The 17,422-nt window shown below is 69.6% G+C and carries 16 protein-coding genes and 2 riboswitches; of the genes, 11 read left to right on the plus strand and 5 right to left on the minus strand.

All coding sequences use genetic code 11. The features are described 5' to 3' along the window. The 7 genes from WG922_RS19890 to WG922_RS19920 all read left to right on the plus strand — a co-directional run. Positions 1-260, plus strand: a 260-nt coding sequence (locus tag WG922_RS19890) for a ComEC/Rec2 family competence protein (protein ID WP_445322862.1), incomplete at its 5' end; no start/stop codon positions are given. 51 nt (positions 261-311) lie between these two features. Then, positions 312-1,781, plus strand: a complete 1,470-nt coding sequence (locus WG922_RS19895; protein ID WP_340284688.1) for a circularly permuted type 2 ATP-grasp protein — start codon at positions 312-314, stop codon at positions 1,779-1,781. A 17-nt stretch (positions 1,782-1,798) separates the two neighbouring features. Continuing rightward, entirely contained in the window at positions 1,799-2,758 is a 960-nt protein-coding gene (locus WG922_RS19900) for an alpha-E domain-containing protein (protein WP_340284689.1), read from the plus strand. A 163-nt stretch (positions 2,759-2,921) separates the two neighbouring features. Next, a complete protein-coding gene (locus WG922_RS19905) occupies positions 2,922-4,979 on the plus strand; it encodes a hybrid sensor histidine kinase/response regulator (protein WP_340284690.1) in 2,058 nt (685 codons plus the stop codon). A gap of 12 nt (positions 4,980-4,991) precedes the next feature. Beyond that, positions 4,992-5,447: a tellurite resistance TerB family protein gene (locus WG922_RS19910; RefSeq protein ID WP_340284693.1), complete on the plus strand. Its 456-nt coding sequence runs from the start codon at positions 4,992-4,994 to the stop codon at positions 5,445-5,447. Between the two features lie 90 nt (positions 5,448-5,537). Next, positions 5,538-6,593, plus strand: coding sequence for an SDR family oxidoreductase (locus WG922_RS19915; RefSeq protein WP_340284695.1), 1,056 nt, complete (start codon positions 5,538-5,540; stop codon positions 6,591-6,593). An 89-nt stretch (positions 6,594-6,682) separates the two neighbouring features. Continuing rightward, positions 6,683-7,348, plus strand: a complete 666-nt coding sequence (locus WG922_RS19920) for a DsbA family oxidoreductase (RefSeq protein WP_340284698.1) — start codon at positions 6,683-6,685, stop codon at positions 7,346-7,348. Positions 7,349-7,445: 97 nt separating this feature from the next. Here WG922_RS19920 and WG922_RS19925 read toward each other — a convergent pair whose 3' ends face one another. The 5 genes from WG922_RS19925 to WG922_RS19945 form a co-directional block, all read right to left on the minus strand. After that, a complete protein-coding gene (locus tag WG922_RS19925; protein ID WP_340284699.1) occupies positions 7,446-7,868 on the minus strand; it encodes a response regulator in 423 nt (140 codons plus the stop codon). 218 nt (positions 7,869-8,086) lie between these two features. After that, a complete protein-coding gene (gene gcvP / locus WG922_RS19930; protein WP_340284700.1) occupies positions 8,087-11,014 on the minus strand; it encodes an aminomethyl-transferring glycine dehydrogenase in 2,928 nt (975 codons plus the stop codon). Between the two features lie 29 nt (positions 11,015-11,043). Next, on the minus strand, positions 11,044-11,421 hold the full coding sequence (gene gcvH, locus WG922_RS19935; RefSeq protein WP_340284701.1) for a glycine cleavage system protein GcvH: 378 nt from the start codon (positions 11,419-11,421) through the stop codon (positions 11,044-11,046). 46 nt (positions 11,422-11,467) lie between these two features. Beyond that, on the minus strand, positions 11,468-12,643 hold the full coding sequence (gcvT, locus tag WG922_RS19940) for a glycine cleavage system aminomethyltransferase GcvT (RefSeq protein ID WP_340284702.1): 1,176 nt from the start codon (positions 12,641-12,643) through the stop codon (positions 11,468-11,470). A 45-nt stretch (positions 12,644-12,688) separates the two neighbouring features. Next, positions 12,689-12,803, minus strand: a riboswitch (glycine riboswitch). Positions 12,804-12,815: 12 nt separating this feature from the next. Beyond that, positions 12,816-12,906: riboswitch (glycine riboswitch) on the minus strand. Between the two features lie 68 nt (positions 12,907-12,974). After that, positions 12,975-14,666, minus strand: coding sequence for an electron transfer flavoprotein-ubiquinone oxidoreductase (locus tag WG922_RS19945; protein ID WP_340284704.1), 1,692 nt, complete (start codon positions 14,664-14,666; stop codon positions 12,975-12,977). A 131-nt stretch (positions 14,667-14,797) separates the two neighbouring features. Between WG922_RS19945 and WG922_RS19950 the strand changes: the two genes are divergently transcribed. From WG922_RS19950 to WG922_RS19965, 4 genes are all read left to right on the plus strand, one after another. After that, positions 14,798-15,580, plus strand: a complete 783-nt coding sequence (locus tag WG922_RS19950) for an SDR family oxidoreductase (RefSeq protein ID WP_340284706.1) — start codon at positions 14,798-14,800, stop codon at positions 15,578-15,580. Positions 15,581-15,586: 6 nt separating this feature from the next. Then, complete coding sequence (locus WG922_RS19955) at positions 15,587-16,504, plus strand: DMT family transporter (protein WP_340284708.1); 918 nt, start codon at positions 15,587-15,589, stop codon at positions 16,502-16,504. After that, a complete protein-coding gene (locus WG922_RS19960) occupies positions 16,501-16,920 on the plus strand; it encodes an acyl-CoA thioesterase (RefSeq protein ID WP_340284710.1) in 420 nt (139 codons plus the stop codon). Before WG922_RS19955 ends, WG922_RS19960 begins: the two co-directional genes overlap by 4 nt. A gap of 103 nt (positions 16,921-17,023) precedes the next feature. Next, a complete protein-coding gene (locus WG922_RS19965) occupies positions 17,024-17,392 on the plus strand; it encodes a hypothetical protein (RefSeq protein ID WP_340284712.1) in 369 nt (122 codons plus the stop codon). The last annotated feature ends 30 nt before the right edge of the window (positions 17,393-17,422 follow it).

The raw sequence follows: 17,422 nt of genomic DNA on the forward strand, positions 1-17,422 counted from the left end.
TGCCGCACCACGGAAGCCGCACGTCCTCGAGCGCGGCGTTCCTCGACGCCGTCGGGCCGCGCACTGCACTGGTGCAGGCCGGCTGGCGCAACCGATTCGGTCATCCGGCGCCCGACGTGGTGGCGCGCTACGAGGAGCGGGGCATCCGGCTGCTGCTCACCGCGTCGTGCGGGGCCATGCACTGGAGTTCCGCGGCGCCGGACCAGGTCGCGTGCGAGCGCGAGCGCCGGCGTCGCTACTGGCATCACCTGCCCGACTGAGCTATCGGTTTGCGGCCTGCTTATTGCTATCCTGCCGCAGGAGATTTCCGCATGCAGACATACGACGAGATGCTCGTTCGCTGGCCGGAGTCGGGCGCGATGCCCTCGCAGCCCGGCCCGCAGGACCTGCGCTCCCACTACGAGACCTATGCGCGCTGGCTCGCGCGCCAGCCGGAAGACGTGATGCACTCGCGCCGGGCCGAGGCGGAAATGATCTTTCGCCGCGTGGGCATCACCTTCGCCGTCTACGGGGCCCAGGACGCGGACGGCCACGGCACCGAGCGGCTGATTCCCTTCGACCTGATTCCCCGGGTGATCCCGGCCCAGGAGTGGCGGGCCCTGGAGCAGGGCCTGATCCAGCGGGTGACCGCGCTCAATCGCTTCCTGCACGACGTCTACCACGAGCAGGAGATCCTGAAGGCGGGCGTGATCCCGGCCGAGCAGGTGCTGCGCAACGCGCAGTTCCGCAAGGAGATGATGGGCATCTACACGCCTCACCACGTCTACTCGCACATCGCCGGCATCGACATCGTCCGCGCCGCCGATGCGCAGGGCCAGGGCGAGTACTACGTGCTGGAGGACAACCTGCGGGTGCCCAGCGGCGTGAGCTACATGCTGGAGGACCGCCGCATGATGATGCGTCTGTTCCCGGACCTCTTCAGCCTGCATCGGGTCGCGCCGGTCATGCACTACCCCGATCTGCTGCTCGAGACGCTGCGCGCGTCGGCGCAGCCCGGCGCCCCCGACCCGACGGTGGTGGTGCTCACGCCCGGCATGTACAACAGCGCCTACTTCGAGCACGCCTTCCTCGCGCAGCAGATGGGCGTGGAGCTGGTCGAGGGGCAGGACCTGTTCGTCAAGGACCGCTTCGTCTACATGCGCACCACGCGCGGCCCGCGCCGGGTGGACGTGATCTACCGCCGCGTCGATGACGACTTCCTCGATCCGGACGTGTTCCGACCCGACTCCACCATCGGCTGCCGCGGCCTGCTGGATGCCTTCGCGGCGGGCAGCGTCACCATCTGCAATGCGGTCGGCACCGGCGTGGCCGACGACAAGTCGATCTACCCCTACGTGCCCCGCATGATCGAGTTCTACCTGGGCGAGCAGCCGATCCTGAAGAACGTCCCCACCTACCTCGGGCGCGACCCCGACGACCTCGCGTACATGCTGTCGCGGCTGCACGAGCTGGTGGTCAAGGAGGTGCACGGCGCCGGCGGCTACGGCATGCTGATCGGCCCGGCGGCCACGCGCGCCGAGATCGACGCGTTCCGCCGCGCAGTCGAGGCCAACCCCGCCGGCTACATCGCACAGCCGACGCTGAGCCTGTCGACCTGTCCGACCTATGTGGAGTCCGGCATCGCGCCGCGCCACATCGACCTGCGTCCCTTCGTCCTCTCGGGCAGCCAGGTGCAGTTGGTGCCTGGCGGCCTCACGCGCGTCGCACTCAAGGAGGGATCGCTGGTCGTCAACTCCTCGCAGGGTGGCGGGACCAAGGACACCTGGATCCTGGAAGCCTGAGAGGGAAACACCGCACCATGCTGTCCCGTACCGCCGACCACCTGTTCTGGATGGCCCGCTACACCGAGCGTGCGGAGAACACCGCGCGCATGCTCGACGTGAACTACCAGACTGCGCTGCTGCCGCAGTCCACCGCAGTGGCGCAGCTGGGCTGGCAGGGGCTGCTGTCCATCAGCGAACTGCTGCCGGCCTACACCGCGCGCCACGGCGCCGTGCAGGCGCAGTCGGTGATGGAGTTCATGGTCAAGGACCAGTCCAATCCATCGTCCATCGTCGCGTGCCTGCGGGCGGCCCGCGAGAACGCGCGGGCCGTGCGCGGCTCGCTCACGACCGAAGCCTGGGAAACACAGAACCAGACCTGGCTGGAGGTCAATCGCATGCTGGCCAGCGGCGCCTTCGAGCGCGACCCCGGCGTGTTCTTCGAGTGGGTCAAGTTCCGCTCGCACCTGTCGCGGGGGGTGACGGTAGGCACCATGCTGATGGACGAGGCGCTGCACTTCCTGCGTCTGGGCACCTTTCTGGAGCGCGCCGACAACACCGCGCGGCTGCTCGACGTGAAGTTCCACGCCGTGCAGAGCGACTTCTTCGGCGCCGCCACCGAGCAGGACCAGGAATACGACTTCTATCACTGGAGCGCCATCCTGCGCAGCGTCTCGGGTTTCGAGATCTACCGCAAGGTCTATCGGGACGTGATCAAGCCCGAGCGGGTCGCCGAGCTGCTCATCCTGCGCGCCGACATGCCGCGCTCGCTGCATGCCAGTCTGAACGAGGTGGTGGCCAACCTGGCCGCGGTGGCGAACGACCAGTCGGCCGAGACGCAGCGACGCGCCGGGCGGCTTCGTTCCGAATTGCAGTACGGTGCCATCGAGGAGATCCTCGCCACCGGACTGCACGCATTCCTCACGCAGTTCCTCGACCGGGTCAACGAGATCGGAGGACGCATCAGCCGCGACTTCCTCGTTCCGAGCGGAGGTTGAGCGGACGCACACGCCCGCATGAGTCGCGCCGGAGACGCGCCGTCAGTATTGTTTTTAGACCAAAGTAAACACGCGGTACCGGTCGGGCTCGTGCGGCGCGTGAAAGCGGCCCTCGCAGGGGCGAATTCCCGTTAGTCTGCGTTTCTCGGCATTAAGAGGCGCCATGCATCCGCCCTCGCACAGCTCCGCAACAGTCGATCCGGACGAGCCCTACCGTCGCATCGTCGATAGTGCGCTGGACTACGCCATCGTGAGCTGCGACGAAGCGGGGCGCGTCCTGATCTGGAGTGCGGGCGCGCAGCGCCTGTTCGGCTGGCACGAGGACGAGATGCTCGGCCAGTCCTTGCAGCGCCTCTTCACGCCCGAGGATGTCAGCGCCGGCGTGGTCGAGCAGGAGCGCGAGATTGCCCGGGAGCAAGGCCACGCCAACGACGAGCGTTGGCATGTGCGCAAGAACGGCGAGCGCTTCTGGGCCTCGGGCGAACTGATGCGGCTCGCGCCGGCGGACGGCCAGCCGCCCGGGTTCGTGAAGGTCGTGCGGGACCGCACGCGCCAGCGTCGCGAAGATGCCGCGCGCAGGCAGATGGCGGCCGACATGCAGTTCCTCGCCCGCGCCAGCGAGGAACTCGCGAATGTCTCGGACCTGCAGGGCACGCTGGACAAGATCGCCCGGCTGGCCGTGCCCGGCTTCGCGGACTGGTGCGCTGTGGACCTCGCCGGCCCCGGCAACGTGCTGCGCCGCGTCGCCATCGCCCACCACGACCCGCAGCGCCTCGCCCGCGCCCTCGAACTGCAGCAGCAGTTCCCGCAGGACCCGCAGGCGGCGGGCGGGGCCTGGGAGGTGTTGCGCACCGCGCGGCCGGTGCTGATCGAGGAGGTCACGCAGGAGGCGCTGGCCCGCTACACCGCGGATCGCGGGCGGCAGGCGGCGCTGCGGGAACTCGAGGTGCACTCGTACATCGCCGCCCCGCTGGTGGCGCAGGGCGAGCCCCATGGCGTGCTCACCTTCGCCACCGCCCAGTCGGGACGCGTCTACAACGAGGACGATCTCAATCTCGCGGTCGATCTGGCGCGCCGGGCGGCGGTTGCCGTCGAAAACGCCAAGCTGCTGCGGGCACTGCGCGAGGCCGACCGGGCCAAAGACGTGTTCATGGCCACGCTCGCGCACGAGTTGCGCAACCCGCTCGCGCCGATCTGGAACGGCCTGTCCATCATCAAGCGCGTCCCCGCGGACCGGGCGCGGGTCGAGCAGGTGGCCGCCATGATCGAGCGGCAGGTCGGGCAGATGACGCGGCTGGTGGACGACCTGCTGGACGTCTCGCGTGTGAGCGCCGGCAAGCTCGACCTGAAGAAGGAGCCGATCAGCCTGGTGCGCGTCGTGAACTCCGCGGTGGAGATCAGCCGGCCGCACATCGAGGCGGCGCACCACAAGCTGTCCTTGACCTTTCCGGACATGCCGGTCGAGCTGCACGGAGACGCCGGGCGGCTCGCGCAGGTGTTCTCCAATCTGCTCATCAACGCTGCCAAGTACACGCGGCGGGGCGGTCGCATCGATGTGGCGGTGGAGGCGGAGCCCAAGGAGCTGCTGGTGCGGGTGCGCGACAACGGCATCGGCATCGCGCCCGAGATGCTGTCCCGCGTCTTCAGCCTGTTCACCCAGGTCGAGCAGCCCGAAGAGCGTCGCCAGGGCGGGCTCGGCATCGGGCTGTCGCTGGTGGAGGGGCTGGTGCGGCTGCATGGCGGCAGCGTCGAGGCGCGTAGCGAGGGCATCGACAAGGGCAGCGAATTCATCGTGCGCCTGCCGCGGCTGCAGGAGCCGCAGCCCGCACGCGCGGCGGACGACCGCGCCGACAAGGCCGCGGCGAGCGCCCGGCGTATTCTCGTGGTGGACGACAACGTCGATGCGGCGAGCACGGTGGCCGACCTGCTGGCCCTGGCCGGCAACGAGGTGGAGGTGGCGCACGACGGGCGCGCCGCCGTCGAGCGCACGAGTACCTTCCGGCCCGACATCGTGCTGCTGGACATCGGGCTGCCCGACATCAGCGGCTACGAGGCGGCGCGCCAGATCCGCAAGCTCGAGGGCGTACGCCAGCCGACGCTGATCGCCCTGACCGGTTGGGGACAGCAGCAGGACATCGACGAGGCGGCGGACGCGGGATTCGACCAGCACTGGACCAAGCCGGTCGATCCGGCGCGCCTGCTGGCGCTGGGTTCACGCTAGCATGCGTCCATCATGCTGCGCACCTTGAAGGATCTGTTCGACGCGGTGGTGACACCGCAATCCGCCGCGCCCGAGCGCGAGCACTCGTTGCAACTCGCCACGGCCGTACTCCTGGTCGAGGTGATGCGCGCCGACGACGGCTTCGGCGAGGGCGAGCGCGACGCCGTGGTGCAGGCGCTGTGCCGCACCTTTCCCATGGCCGACGACGAGGTGGCGCGCCTCATCGAGCTGGCCCACGAGCACGCGCGCAACGCGTCCGATTTCCACCAGTTCACCTCGGTGCTCAATGACCGGCTGTCCACCGAAGAGAAGGTGCGTGTGGTCGAGTACATGTGGCAGGTCGCGTATGCCGACGGCCACCTCGGCGACCACGAGAACCACCTGATGGCGCGCATCGCGGGTCTGTTGAACGTCACGCACGGCCAGTACATCGCGGCCAAGATGCGGGCCAAGCCGCAGCCGGTGTAGGTCCCCTCCGACGTCCGCCCACGGGGCAATCGCACCGGGCGCGCGGTCGGCCGTTCGCAATAGTGATGGCTTCCCAGATCAGGAGGTTCCATGAGCGACAAGGCCGACAAGGGCGACAAAAGCGAAAAGAGCGGCAAGCCGTCCGCACGGGGCGCCGCGCGAAAGCCGGGCACCGAGCAGGCCGCCGAGCACCAGCGCGAGATCCAGCGCGAACAGGACCGCAAGGACGAGGTTGCGGAGGCTCGCCAGGGCAGCGGCCAGAAGCAGCAGGGCGCCGTGCAGGCCGGCACCCGTGCCCAGCCCGAGGAGATGCCGGCGCAGCACCTGCCCAAGCCCGGGCTGGAGGCCGACATGGAGCTCAAGCCGCGCTTCGAGGCACCCGACTACAAGGGCAGCGGCAAGCTGCAGGACATGGTGGCGATCGTCACCGGCGGGGATTCCGGGATCGGACGCGCTGTCGCGGTGCTGTTTGCGCGCGAGGGCGCGGACGTGGCCATCGTCTACCTCTCGGCCCATGAAGACGCGCAGGAAACGCAGCGCTGGGTGGAAAAGGAAGGCCGCAGGTGCCTTCTGATCCCCGGCGACGTCAAGGACTCGGCCTTCTGCCGCGACGCCGTGGAGCGCACCGTCAAGGAGTTCAGGCGCCTGGACATCCTGGTGAACAACGCGGCGTTCCAGGAGCACGCGCAGAGCCTGGAGGACATCACCGACGAGCGGCTGGAGGAAACCATGAAGACCAACGTCTTCGGGTATTTCCACATGGCGCGTGCGGCCCTGCCGCACCTGAAGTCGGGCGCGTCCATCATCAACACGGGTTCGGTCACCGGCCTGCGCGGCAGCAAGCACCTGCTCGACTACTCGGCGACCAAGGGAGCCATCCAGGCGTTCACCATGTCGCTGGCGAGCAACCTCGTCGAAAAGGGCATCCGGGTGAACTGCATCGCACCCGGGCCGGTGTGGACGCCGCTGAACCCGGCCGACCAGACCGCCGACAAGGTGGCGCAGTTCGGCAAGGGCACCGAGATGAAGCGGCCCGCCCAGCCCGAGGAGCTGTCGCCCGCCTATGTGTTCCTGGCGGCTCCAACGTGCGCGAGCTACATCACCGGCATCATCCTGCCGGTGACCGGCTCGGCCGGCGCCATCTGACCGCGCGGCGCACGCTTGCCGCCCATTGCCCGCGCGTGGCCAAGGCGACGGGCGCACGCCCCGGCGGCGCGAGCGCACTACGATGCACCATGGCACACACCACCCTTCGCATCGATTTCGTCTCCGATGTCTCCTGCCCCTGGTGCGCCGTCGGGCTGGGCGCTCTGCAGCAGGCCCTGCAGCGCCTGGACGGCGAACTGCAGGCCGATCTGCACTTCCAGCCCTTCGAGCTCAACCCCGACATGGGGCCGCAGGGGCAGGACATCACCGAACACCTTTCGCAGAAATACGGCTCGACCGCGCAGCAGCAGGCAGCTGCGTGGGAGGCGCTGCGCCAGCGCGCGGCGGCGGTGGGCTACGACTTTCGCGCCGAGGGCAGGGGTCGTGTGTGGAACACCTTCGACGCGCACCGGCTGCTTCACTGGGCGGGGCTGGAGGACGCCAGCCGCCAGCGCGCGCTGAAAGAGGCCTTGCTGCAGGCGTATTTCACGCGCGGCGAGAGCCCGGCCGACCGCGCGGTGCTGCTGGCGGCGGTGGAGCACGCCGGGCTCGATCCGGTGCGCGCCCGCGCCATCCTCGAGAGCGACGAGTACGCCGGCGAGGTGCGCGCCCGAGAGCGCTACTACGCGGCGCACGGCATCCAGGCGGTGCCCTCGGTGATCGTCAACGAGCGCCACCTGATCCAGGGCGGGCAGCCGCCCGAGGTGTTCGAGCAGGCGCTGCGCCAGATCGCAGCGGAGGCCGAGCCGGGCTGAGCGGCCGGGCGCCGCGGCGCGCAGGCGCAGGCGGCTTACAAGGAGCACAAGGGGCACAAGGACACACGGAGCGCGCCCCATCGGCGCACGCGTGCTCTCAGCCGGCCGAGGGTTTGGCTGCCTCGCCGGCTCTCCGTTCCCCGGCGGCATGCGCAAGCTGCAGGCACCAGGCAAGGAGGGCTTCGGACTCCATGGACTTGTCGAACACGGCATCGCAGCCGAGGGCCAGGCACTGCTCGCGCACGACCGGGCTGGCCGTTGCGGTGAGCACCACCACTTTCTGGTCCGGGCGCCGCTGGCGCGTGGCGCGCAGCACGCCCAGGCCGCTGCCCCAGCCTTCGAGCAGCAGATCGACGATGGCGAGGTTCCAGTCTCGGGTGGGCTGGGCGAGCCACGCGACGGCGTCGTGCTCACTGGCGGCAGTGCCCACCGTGCGGATGCCGGCGATCTCGGCGAGCGCTTCGACCAGGCTGTCCCGCAAGGGGGCGCTGTCTTCGACGATGAATGCGGTGATCGTCACGTCTGGAAAGGGTGGCGTTCGAGGGCGCCTTCATCATGCCGGCTGTCCGTGCTCGGCGGCAAGTGCCTCAGCGCAGTCTTGCGTGCCAGCAAGCCACGGACGCGGGCTGCGGTGGGCGCGGGGCCCGGCCGCCTGCCGGCGCGCCCCGTCCGGGCGGCCCCGGTAGCCGCGGGCGAGGCCGAGCCGCCGACCCGGAGCGAACCTTCTTCCTGGCGCGTTCAGTCGTAGGCAGACATCGGAACGCAGGAGCAGAACAGGTTGCGGTCGCCCCAGGCGTTGTCCACCCGACCCACCGGCGGCCAGTACTTGGCGTGCCGGCGCGCGTCCAGGATGGCGGCTCCCACCTCGCGCGAGTAGGCGCGGCCCCACTCGCCGGTGAGCAGGCTGCTTGCCGTGTGGGGGGCGTGCTTGAGGGGGTTGTCTTCCTGCGGCCACTCACCACGTTCGATGCGCCGGATCTCCTCGCGGATCGCGATCATCGCGGCGATGAAACGGTCCAGCTCGGCCAGCGTCTCGCTCTCGGTCGGCTCGACCATGAGCGTGCCGGGCACGGGAAAGCTCAGCGTCGGCGCGTGGAATCCGTAGTCGATCAGCCGCTTGGCCACGTCCTCGGCGCTGACGCCGCTGCTGTCCTTGAGGGGGCGCAGATCGAGGATGCATTCGTGGGCGACATGGCCGTTGGGGCTGGCGTACAGCGTCGGGTAGTGGTCCTTCAGGCGCGCGCTGATGTAGTTGGCCGAGAGGATGGCCGTCTCGGTGGCGAGCGTGAGGCCTTCGGCGCCCATCATCCGGCAGTACATCCAGCTGATCGGCAGCACCGCCGCGTTGCCCAGCGGAGCGGCCGACACGGCCCCCACGCGGGGCGCGGTGGACGCCGCGTCGGCGGCCGGAAGCGACCCCGGCTGCGACTCGGCCGTGGCATGTCCCGGCAGGAACGGCACCAGGTCTTCGACCACGCACACCGGACCGACGCCCGGTCCGCCGCCGCCGTGCGGAATGCAGAAGGTCTTGTGCAGGTTCAGGTGGCTCACGTCGCCGCCGAACTCGCCCGGTGCGGCCACGCCCACCAGGGCGTTCATGTTGGCACCGTCCACGTACACCCGCCCGCCGTGGCGGTGGACCATCGCGCACAGCTCCTTCACGCCGGTCTCGAACACGCCGTGCGTGCTGGGGTAGGTGATCATCACCGCGGCCAGCTTGTCGGCGTGCTGGCGGCACTTGGCCTCCAGGTCGGCCAGATCGACGTTGCCGCCCGCGTCGCAGGCCGTCACCACCACCTGCATGCCCACCATCTGCGCGCTGGCCGGGTTGGTGCCGTGCGCCGACGAGGGGATGAGGCAGACGTTGCGGTGGGCGTCGCCGCGGCTCTCGTGCCAGGCCTTGATGGCGAGCAGCCCGGCGTACTCGCCCTGCGATCCGGCGTTGGGCTGCAGGCTGATGCCGGCATACCCGGTGGCCTGGCACAGCCAGGCGCGCAGCTGCTCGTCCAGCTCGGCGTAGCCTTCGCGCTGCTCGCGCGGAGCGAAGGGATGGATGTGCGCGAATTCGGGCCAGGTGATGGGGATCATCTCGCTGGTGGCGTTCAGCTTCATGGTGCAGCTGCCCAGCGGGATCATGGTGCGGTCGAGGGCCAGGTCCTTGTCGGCGAGCGAGCGGATGTAGCGCAGCATGCCGGTTTCGCTGTGGTGCGTGTTGAAGACCGGATGCGTGAGGAAGTCGCTGGTGCGGCGCAGGCTCTCGGGGATCAGCGGCTCGATCCCCTTTTCCCACTGCGCGAAGGACGGCACGGCCTGGTCGCGCTCGGCGAAGGCCGACCACAGCAGCGCAATGTCCTCCCGGGTGGTGGTCTCGTCCAGCGCGATGCACAGCAGGTCGCGGGCGAGCACGCGCAGGTTGCAGCCGGCCGCCCGGGCACGCTCGACGATGCGCCGCGTGGCGTCGCCCGTGCGCACGCACAGGGTGTCGAATGCGCTGGCATGCGCCAGCTCGAAGCCCAGTTCCTCCAGACCCGCCGCGACCACCGCGGTGAAGGCCGCCACACGCTGGGCGATGCGCCGCAGCCCCTGCGGGCCGTGATAGACCGCGTACATGCTCGCCACCACCGCCGGCAGCACCTGCGCGGTGCAGATGTTGGAGGTCGCCTTCTCGCGGCGGATGTGCTGCTCGCGCGTCTGCAGCGCCAGTCGGTAGGCCGGGTTGCCGTGCGCGTCCACGCTCACGCCGACCAGGCGGCCGGGCAGCGAGCGCTTGTATTCGTCGCGGCAGGCCATGTAGGCGGCGTGCGGGCCGCCCGCACCCATGGGCATGCCGAAGCGCTGCGTGGTGCCGACCACGATGTCGGCACCCCATTCGCCGGGAGGCACGAGCAGGGTGAGTGCGAGCAGGTCGGCCGCCACGATGAAGGCGCCCTGGTGCAGGTGCGACTGCACGACGTCGGCGCGCAGGTCGTCCAGCCGCCCGTGCGTCGCCGGCACCTGCGCGAGCGCCGCGAAGTGCTCGGCGGCGAGTGCGGCCTTCCACGCGTCCTGCGACTGCGTCACGACGACTTCGATGCCCAGCGGACGCGCGCGCGTCTGGATCACCTCGATGGTCTGCGGATGGCAGTCGCCCGATACCACGAAGCGGTGGCTGCGGCTCTTGACGCTGCGCCGCGCCAGCGTCATGGCCTCGGCAGCGGCCGTGGCCTCGTCGAGCATGGAAGCATTGGCGATGGGCATGGCGGTGAGGTCGCACACCATGGTCTGGAAGTTCACCAGCGCTTCCATGCGGCCCTGGCTGATCTCGGCCTGGTACGGCGTATAGGCCGTGTACCAGGCCGGGTTCTCCAGCACGTTGCGCAGGATCACCGGCGGCGTGAAAGTGCCGTGGTAGCCCTGGCCGATGAAGCTGCGCATCACCTTGTTGCGCGCAGCGATGGCGCGCAGCTCGGCCAGCGCCGTTGCCTCGCTCGCCGGGGGCGGCAGCTTCATGGCGCTGGTGCGCGCGATGGCGCGCGGCACGATGCCGTCGATCAGGGCGCGGCGCGATGCTTCGCCGATCACCGACAGCATGTGCCGCTCGTCGGCTTCGTCGATGCCGATGTGGCGGGGGATGAATTCGGCAGGGTTCTCGAGCTCGCCGAGTGGGCGGGCGGTTTGCATCAGCATGGAAGGAGCTTCCTAGGGGCGCTTGAAGGTCAGGAGGCGTCGCGTGCGAACGCGCCGTAGGCGGTCTCGTCCATCAGTGGATCCAGCTGCGACGCGTCGGCGAGCTTCACCTTGAAGAACCAGCCCTGGCCCAGCGGGTCGGTGTTGGCGAGCGAAGGGTCGGCGCGCAGCGCCTCGTTGACTTCGGTGACCTCGCCCGTGACCGGCATGTACACGTCGGCTGCCGCCTTGACGGACTCGACCACACCCGCCACGTCACCCTGCTGGTAGCTGCGGCCGACCTCGGGCAGATCGACGAAGACCACGTCGCCGAGCGCGTCCTGCGCGTGCACCGTGATGCCGACGGTGGCCGGCGCACCCGCCTCGCTGCGGATCCACTCGTGGTCGGACGTGTACTTGACGGTCATGAACATTTCTCCTGGGTTGTCGTTGAAAGGTGGCGCGCTGTCGGGCTCAGCCGCGGTGGTAGCGCGGCGGCAGGAAAGGCAGGGGAGCGACTTCCATCGGCACCGGCTTGCCGCGCACCAGCGCCCGCAGCGGGGTGCCGGGCGTCGCCAGCTGCGTCTCGATGTAGGCCATGGCGACAGGCTTGTCCACGGTGGGGCCCAGCAGCCCGCTGGTGGTCTCGCCCACGCGCCGGCCCGAGACATCCTGCAGTTCGGTGTGCTCGCGCACGGGCACGCGCTCCAGGCCGACCAGACCGACGCGCTTGCGCTGGACGGGGATGTCGCCCTGCAGCTGGCCGAGGACGCGCTCGGCGCCCGGGAATCCTCCGGCGCGTGCGCCGCCGGGGCGCCGCACCTTCTGGATGGCCCAGGTGAGGGCCGCCTCGACGGGCGTGGTGCCGGTGTCGATGTCGCTTCCATAGAGGCACAGGCCGGCCTCCAGCCGCAGCGAATTGCGGGCGCCGAGGCCGACGGGCCGCACCTCCGGCTGGGCCAGCAGGGCGCGCGCCAGCGGCTCGGCCGCCGCCGTGGGCACCGAGATCTCGAAGCCGTCCTCGCCGGTGTAGCCGCTGCGCGTGATGAAAAGATCGGCGCCCTGCCAGTCGTACGCGGCGCCCGTCATGAACACGAGGCGCTCGACGCCGGGCACCAACCGCGCCAGGGCATGCACTGCCTGCGGACCCTGCAGCGCCAGCAGCGCGCGCTCGGGCATCGGGATGACGTCGCAGCGGCTGCCGATGCGCGCCTGGATGTGCGCGATGTCGCGCTGCTTGCAGGCGCCGTTGACCACCACGAACAGGTCCGGCCCGCGGTTCGCGAACATGAGGTCGTCCAGGATGCCGCCGTCGTCGCCCAGCAGCAGCCCGTAGCGCTGGCGGCCCGGTGCCAGGTCGATCACATCGACCGGCATCAGGGTCTCGAACGCCGCTGCGGCCTCGGTGCCCGCCAGCCGCAGCTGGCCCATGTGGGAGACGTCGAACAGGCCCGCGGCCTGTCGGGTGTGGCGGTGCTCGGCCATGAGGCCGGCGGGATATTGCACCGGCATGGAGTAGCCCGCGAAGGGCACCATGCGGGCGCCAAGCTCTACGTGCAGCGCGTGCAGCGGCGTGTGCTGGAGCGCGGCCGGCGGTGCAGCGGGCGCCTGTGCTGCTGCGTTCGGGGCGGACGGGGGGACGGCGGACATGCGGCACTCCAGGGCAAAGCTCTTGAACCATGGTAGCCACCATGGGTGAGCCCTGCTGTCCGCTTTACCTGAGAGATTCACCCCCAGCGGCGCGGCTGCTGCGGGGCTTGCTCCTTCGGTGGGCGCCACGAAACGCGCGCCTCTCTCCAGCAAGGAAACGCCGCGTTGCCGCGGCGTGTCGCCAGTCCTGGGTACCTGAGCGTTCGGCTTCGTGCCTGCGCCTTCGGCGGCCGCACGGGGCGGCGCTCTCCTGACAACGCGCGGATTGTAGCCCCGCGCCCCGGCGGCGTCGGGCCGTGGGCCAGCCCGACAGGCCCTTGTCGCCGGTGTCTCACATGTTGGTGTAGTTCGGCCCGCCGCCGCCTTCGGGTGCGATCCAGACGATGTTCTGCGTCGGGTCCTTGATGTCGCAGGTCTTGCAGTGCACGCAGTTCTGCGCGTTGATCTGCAGCCGCTCGCCGCCGCCCTCGTCGGCGACGAACTCGTAGACCCCGGCCGGGCAGTAGCGCTGCTCGGGCCCGGCATAGGTGCGCAGGTTCACCGCCACCGGCACGCTCGCATCCTTGAGGGTCAAGTGCGGCGGCTGCTCTTCGGAGTGGTTGGTGTTCGAGATGAACACCGAGGAGAGCTTGTCGAAGGTGAGCTTGCCGTCCGGCTTGGGATAGACGATGGGCTTGCACTTGTCCGCGGGCTTCAGGTAGAGGTGGTCCGGCTTCTCGCGGTGCAGCGTCCAGGGGATGCGGCCGTTCAGGAGGAACTGCTCGACGCCGGTCATCACCGTGGCGACCGACAGGCCCTTCTTGAACCACTGCTTGAAGTTGCGCGCCTTGTTCAGTTCGGCGTGCAGCCAGGAGCGCTCGAAGAGCTCGGGATATTCGGTCAGCTCATCGTGCTGCCGGTTCGCCCCGAGGGCCTTGAAAGCCGCCTCGGCGACCAGCATGCCGCTCTTGATGGCGGCGTGGCTGCCCTTGATGCGCGAAGCGTTCAGGTAGCCCGCGTCGCAGCCCACCAGCGCGCCGCCGGGGAAGACCGTCTTGGGCAGCGACAGCAGGCCGCCGACGGTCAGCGCGCGCGCGCCGTAGCCCACGCGCTTGGCCGCACGCCCGCCGGGCGGCGTCTCGAAATACCAGCGGATGTTCGGGTGCGTCTTGAAGCGCTGGAACTCGTCGTACGGCGACAGCCAGGGGTTGGCGTAGTCGAGGCCGATCACGAAGCCCACGGCCACCTGGTTGTCCTCCATGTGATAGAGGAAGGAGCCGCCGTAGGTGTCGTTTTCCAGGGGCCAGCCGGCGGTGTGCAGGGCCAGGCCGGGGGTGTGGCGCGACGGGTCGATCTCCCAGACTTCCTTGATGCCGATGCTGTAGCTTTGCGGATCGCGCCCGTCGTCGAGCTTGAAGCGCGAGATGAGCTGCTTGCCCAGGTGGCCGCGCGAGCCCTCGGCGAAGATGGTGTATTTCGCGTGCAGCTCCATGCCGAGCTGGAAGCCTTCGGTGGGCTGGCCGTCGCGGCCGATGCCGAGGTTGCCGGTGGCCACGCCGCGCACCGAGCCGTCCTCGTTGTACAGCACCTCGGTGGCGGCGAAGCCGGGGAAGATCTCCACACCCAGCGCTTCGGCCTGCTGCGCCAGCCATCGCGTGACGTTGGCCAGGCTCACGATGTAGTTGCCGTGGTTCTTGAAGTTGGTCGGCAGCAGGATGTCGGGCGTGCGCACCGCGCGGCGCTCGCTCATGAACAGGAAGATGTCGTCGGTGACCGGCTGGTGCAGCGGCGCGCCACGCGACTTCCAATCGGGGAACAGCTCGGTGATCGCGATGGGATCCATGATGGCGCCGGAGAGGATGTGGGCGCCGGGCTCCGAGCCTTTCTCGAGAACGACCACCGACACCTCGCGGCCCTCGTCGGCGGCGAGCTGCTTCAGGTGGATGGCGGTGGACAGGCCGGCCGGGCCGGCACCGACCACGACGACGTCGTACTCCATGGATTCGCGGGGACCGAACTGCGCCAGGATTTCGTCGTGTGTCATGGGCTCTCGCTGATAATGTTTTTTTCGATCCGCACGCCACGCACGTGCGCCGGGACAACGGCGAATTCTATGCCGGCACCCCGCCGCCGCAGGTGCGCCCGCGCCTTCCCCAGCCCTTCAGGAGCCAGCAGGTGAGCTACAGCATCGACCTATCCGGCCGCGTCGCATTCATCACCGGCGCCTCCAGCGGATTGGGCGCGCAGTTCGCACGCACCCTGGCCTGCGCCGGCGCGGCGGTGGTGCTGGCAGCGCGCCGCATCGACCAGCTCAAGGACCTGCGCGCGCGCATCGAGGGGGAGGGCGGAGACGCGCACGTGATCGGCCTCGATGTCACCGACCTCGCCAGCATCCGCGCCGCGGTGGCGCACGCCGAGACCGAGGTCGGCTCCATCGACATCCTGGTCAACAACGCCGGCGTGAGCACCACCCAGCGGCTGCAGGACGTGACGGAAGACGATTTCGACTACGTCTTCGCCACCAACGTGAAGGGTGCGTTCTTCGTGGCCCAGGAGGTTGCCAAGCGCATGCTCGCGCGGGCCAAGGGCGCGGCGCCGGGCACCTTCACCGGCGGGCGCATCATCAACATCGCCTCCATGGCGGGGCTCAAGGTGCTGGCCCAGATCGGGCCCTATGCCATGAGCAAGGCGGCGGTGGTGCAGATGACCAAGGCGATGGCGCTCGAGTGGGGCCGCTTCGAGATCAACGTGAACGCCATCTGCCCGGGCTACATCGACACCGAGATCAACCACCTGCACTGGCAGACGGAGCAGGGGCAGAAGCTGATCAACATGCTGCCGCGCAAGCGCGTGGGCAAGCCCGAAGACCTCGACGCGTTGCTGGTGCTGCTCGCGTCCAGCGAGAGCCACTTCATCAACGGCGCCGTGATCGCCGCGGACGACGGCTTCGGCGTTTGAACGGGCGTGTTGCGCGGCGTCCTCGCCGGCCTGGCCGCCGGCGCCCTGTGGGGACTGGTGTTCGTGGTGCCGCGCGTGCTCGCGCAGTTCTCGCCGGTGGACCTCGCCAGCGGCCGCCTTGCGGCCTACGGGTTCGTCGCCACCGCGGCGATGGTCCTGGGGCTGCGCGTCCAGCGCCTTCCCACGCCGGCACAGGCGCTGGCTGCGTTCGGTCTCAGCGTGCTGGGTTTCTGGGGCTACTACCTGCTGCTGGTGCTGGCGATCCGCGACGCGGGCGTGGAGGTGCCGACCTTGGTGATCGGCACCATTCCGCTGTGGGTGATGCTGCTGGGCAAGCCGGGCCACCTGCGATGGACCGCGCTGCTGCCCGGCCTGCTGCTCACCGCGCTCGGCCTGGCCCTCATGGTTCGGGCGCAGCACCCGGAGCTCGCGGCAACGGCTGAGGCTGGAGTGGGCGCTGCCGACGCCCCGCACTACGCACGCGGCCTGGCGCTCGCGGTGGCGGCGATGGCGTCGTGGACGGCCTTTGCGCTGCTCAACGCCGCCTGGCTCAAGCGGCACCCCGAGGTGAACGCGACCGAGTGGACCAACTGGCTGGGCGTGGCGACCGGCATCGGCGCCACCGGGCTGTGGCTGATCGCCGGATCCAGCGCGGCCGAGATCGCCGCGCAGCCGCAGCGCGGACTGTTCGTGACACTGTGCCTCGCCACCGGCTTCGGTTCCGCCTGGCTCGCGACCGTGCTCTGGACGGTGGCCAGCCGGCGCCTGTCGCCGAGTTTGTGCGGCCAGCTGATCGTGAGCGAAACCCTGTTCGCGCTGCTCTACTCCTATGCCTGGGACGCACGCTGGCCGACGGCGGCACAATCGGTCGCAGCCGTGCTTTTCACGCTCGGCATCCTTGCTTCCATCCGAGCCCACCGATGAAGATCGAACTGCCCGAAAAGAAAAAACTGGTTCACGAGATGACGCTTCCCATCCGCTGGGGCGACATGGACGCGATGGGCCACGTGAACAACACCGTCTACTTCCGCTACTTCGAAACCATCCGCATCGAGTGGCTGCAGTCGCTGGGCGGCGCACCGGATCCGCGTGGCGAGGGACCGGTGATCGTCAACGCCTTCTGCACTTTCCATCGCCAGCTCGAGTACCCGGGTGATCTGCGCGTGCGCATGTATGCGAGCGATCCGGGCCGCACCAGCTTCGAGACCTGGATGACGATCGAGCGCCTGGACGATCCGGGCACGGTGTACGCCAGCGGCGGCGCCACCACCGTCTGGGTCGATTTCCCGGCGGGCAAGTCGATGCCGCTGCCGGACTGGCTGCGCGCCCGCGTCGGCTGAGCGCCTTCGCTTTGCACCCGCGCGGGTGAAGCGTCCGCCGTCCTACAAACGGACGAGGCCGGCCGGTGCCAGAGTGTCCGCAACGCGCACAGGAGTTCCAGAAATGGCCGATGCACCTGACCCCGACGTGCCAGACGGCGAGCCGCCGCGGCAACGCTTTCGCCTCTATTGCACGGGAGAGCGCATCTACTGCGTCAACCCCGACCACAAGCTCGTCGATCTCGGCGGCTTGACGGCCCGCCAAGGCGCCGGCGTGCGCTGGGAGCTCGACGGCACGCACGCCACGGGGGATGCGGCGGACGCGGCCGAGGCCCTGCGGCAGATCGCACAGCGGCTGGAGTTTTTCTGGCTCGACGGCCAGTTCACCGCGCTGGCGGACCTGCGCGACGAGGTGAACCTGGAGGGAGCCGAGCAGCTCGACTTGGTCCTGCGCCTGCCGCAGCCAGGCGAGCATCCGTCCGCGCTGGGCTGAGGCAGCCCTGCGCTCGCGCGCAGGCGCGTT

The organism is Ramlibacter sp. AN1015, assembly GCF_037726105.1.
Classification (GTDB): domain Bacteria; phylum Pseudomonadota; class Gammaproteobacteria; order Burkholderiales; family Burkholderiaceae_C; genus Ramlibacter.

Coding starts and splice junctions, on each gene's coding strand:
- gcvP (WP_340284700.1), bottom strand. CDS start 11,014: ATGCTGATGCAAACCGCCCGCCCACTCGGCGAGCTCGAGAACCCTGCC.
- WG922_RS19910 (WP_340284693.1), top strand. CDS start 4,992: ATGCTGCGCACCTTGAAGGATCTGTTCGACGCGGTGGTGACACCGCAA.
- WG922_RS19905 (WP_340284690.1), top strand. CDS start 2,922: ATGCATCCGCCCTCGCACAGCTCCGCAACAGTCGATCCGGACGAGCCC.
- WG922_RS19915 (WP_340284695.1), top strand. CDS start 5,538: ATGAGCGACAAGGCCGACAAGGGCGACAAAAGCGAAAAGAGCGGCAAG.
- WG922_RS19920 (WP_340284698.1), top strand. CDS start 6,683: ATGGCACACACCACCCTTCGCATCGATTTCGTCTCCGATGTCTCCTGC.
- WG922_RS19900 (WP_340284689.1), top strand. CDS start 1,799: ATGCTGTCCCGTACCGCCGACCACCTGTTCTGGATGGCCCGCTACACC.
- WG922_RS19965 (WP_340284712.1), top strand. CDS start 17,024: ATGGCCGATGCACCTGACCCCGACGTGCCAGACGGCGAGCCGCCGCGG.
- WG922_RS19960 (WP_340284710.1), top strand. CDS start 16,501: ATGAAGATCGAACTGCCCGAAAAGAAAAAACTGGTTCACGAGATGACG.
- WG922_RS19895 (WP_340284688.1), top strand. CDS start 312: ATGCAGACATACGACGAGATGCTCGTTCGCTGGCCGGAGTCGGGCGCG.
- gcvT (WP_340284702.1), bottom strand. CDS start 12,643: ATGTCCGCCGTCCCCCCGTCCGCCCCGAACGCAGCAGCACAGGCGCCC.
- WG922_RS19945 (WP_340284704.1), bottom strand. CDS start 14,666: ATGACACACGACGAAATCCTGGCGCAGTTCGGTCCCCGCGAATCCATG.
- gcvH (WP_340284701.1), bottom strand. CDS start 11,421: ATGACCGTCAAGTACACGTCCGACCACGAGTGGATCCGCAGCGAGGCG.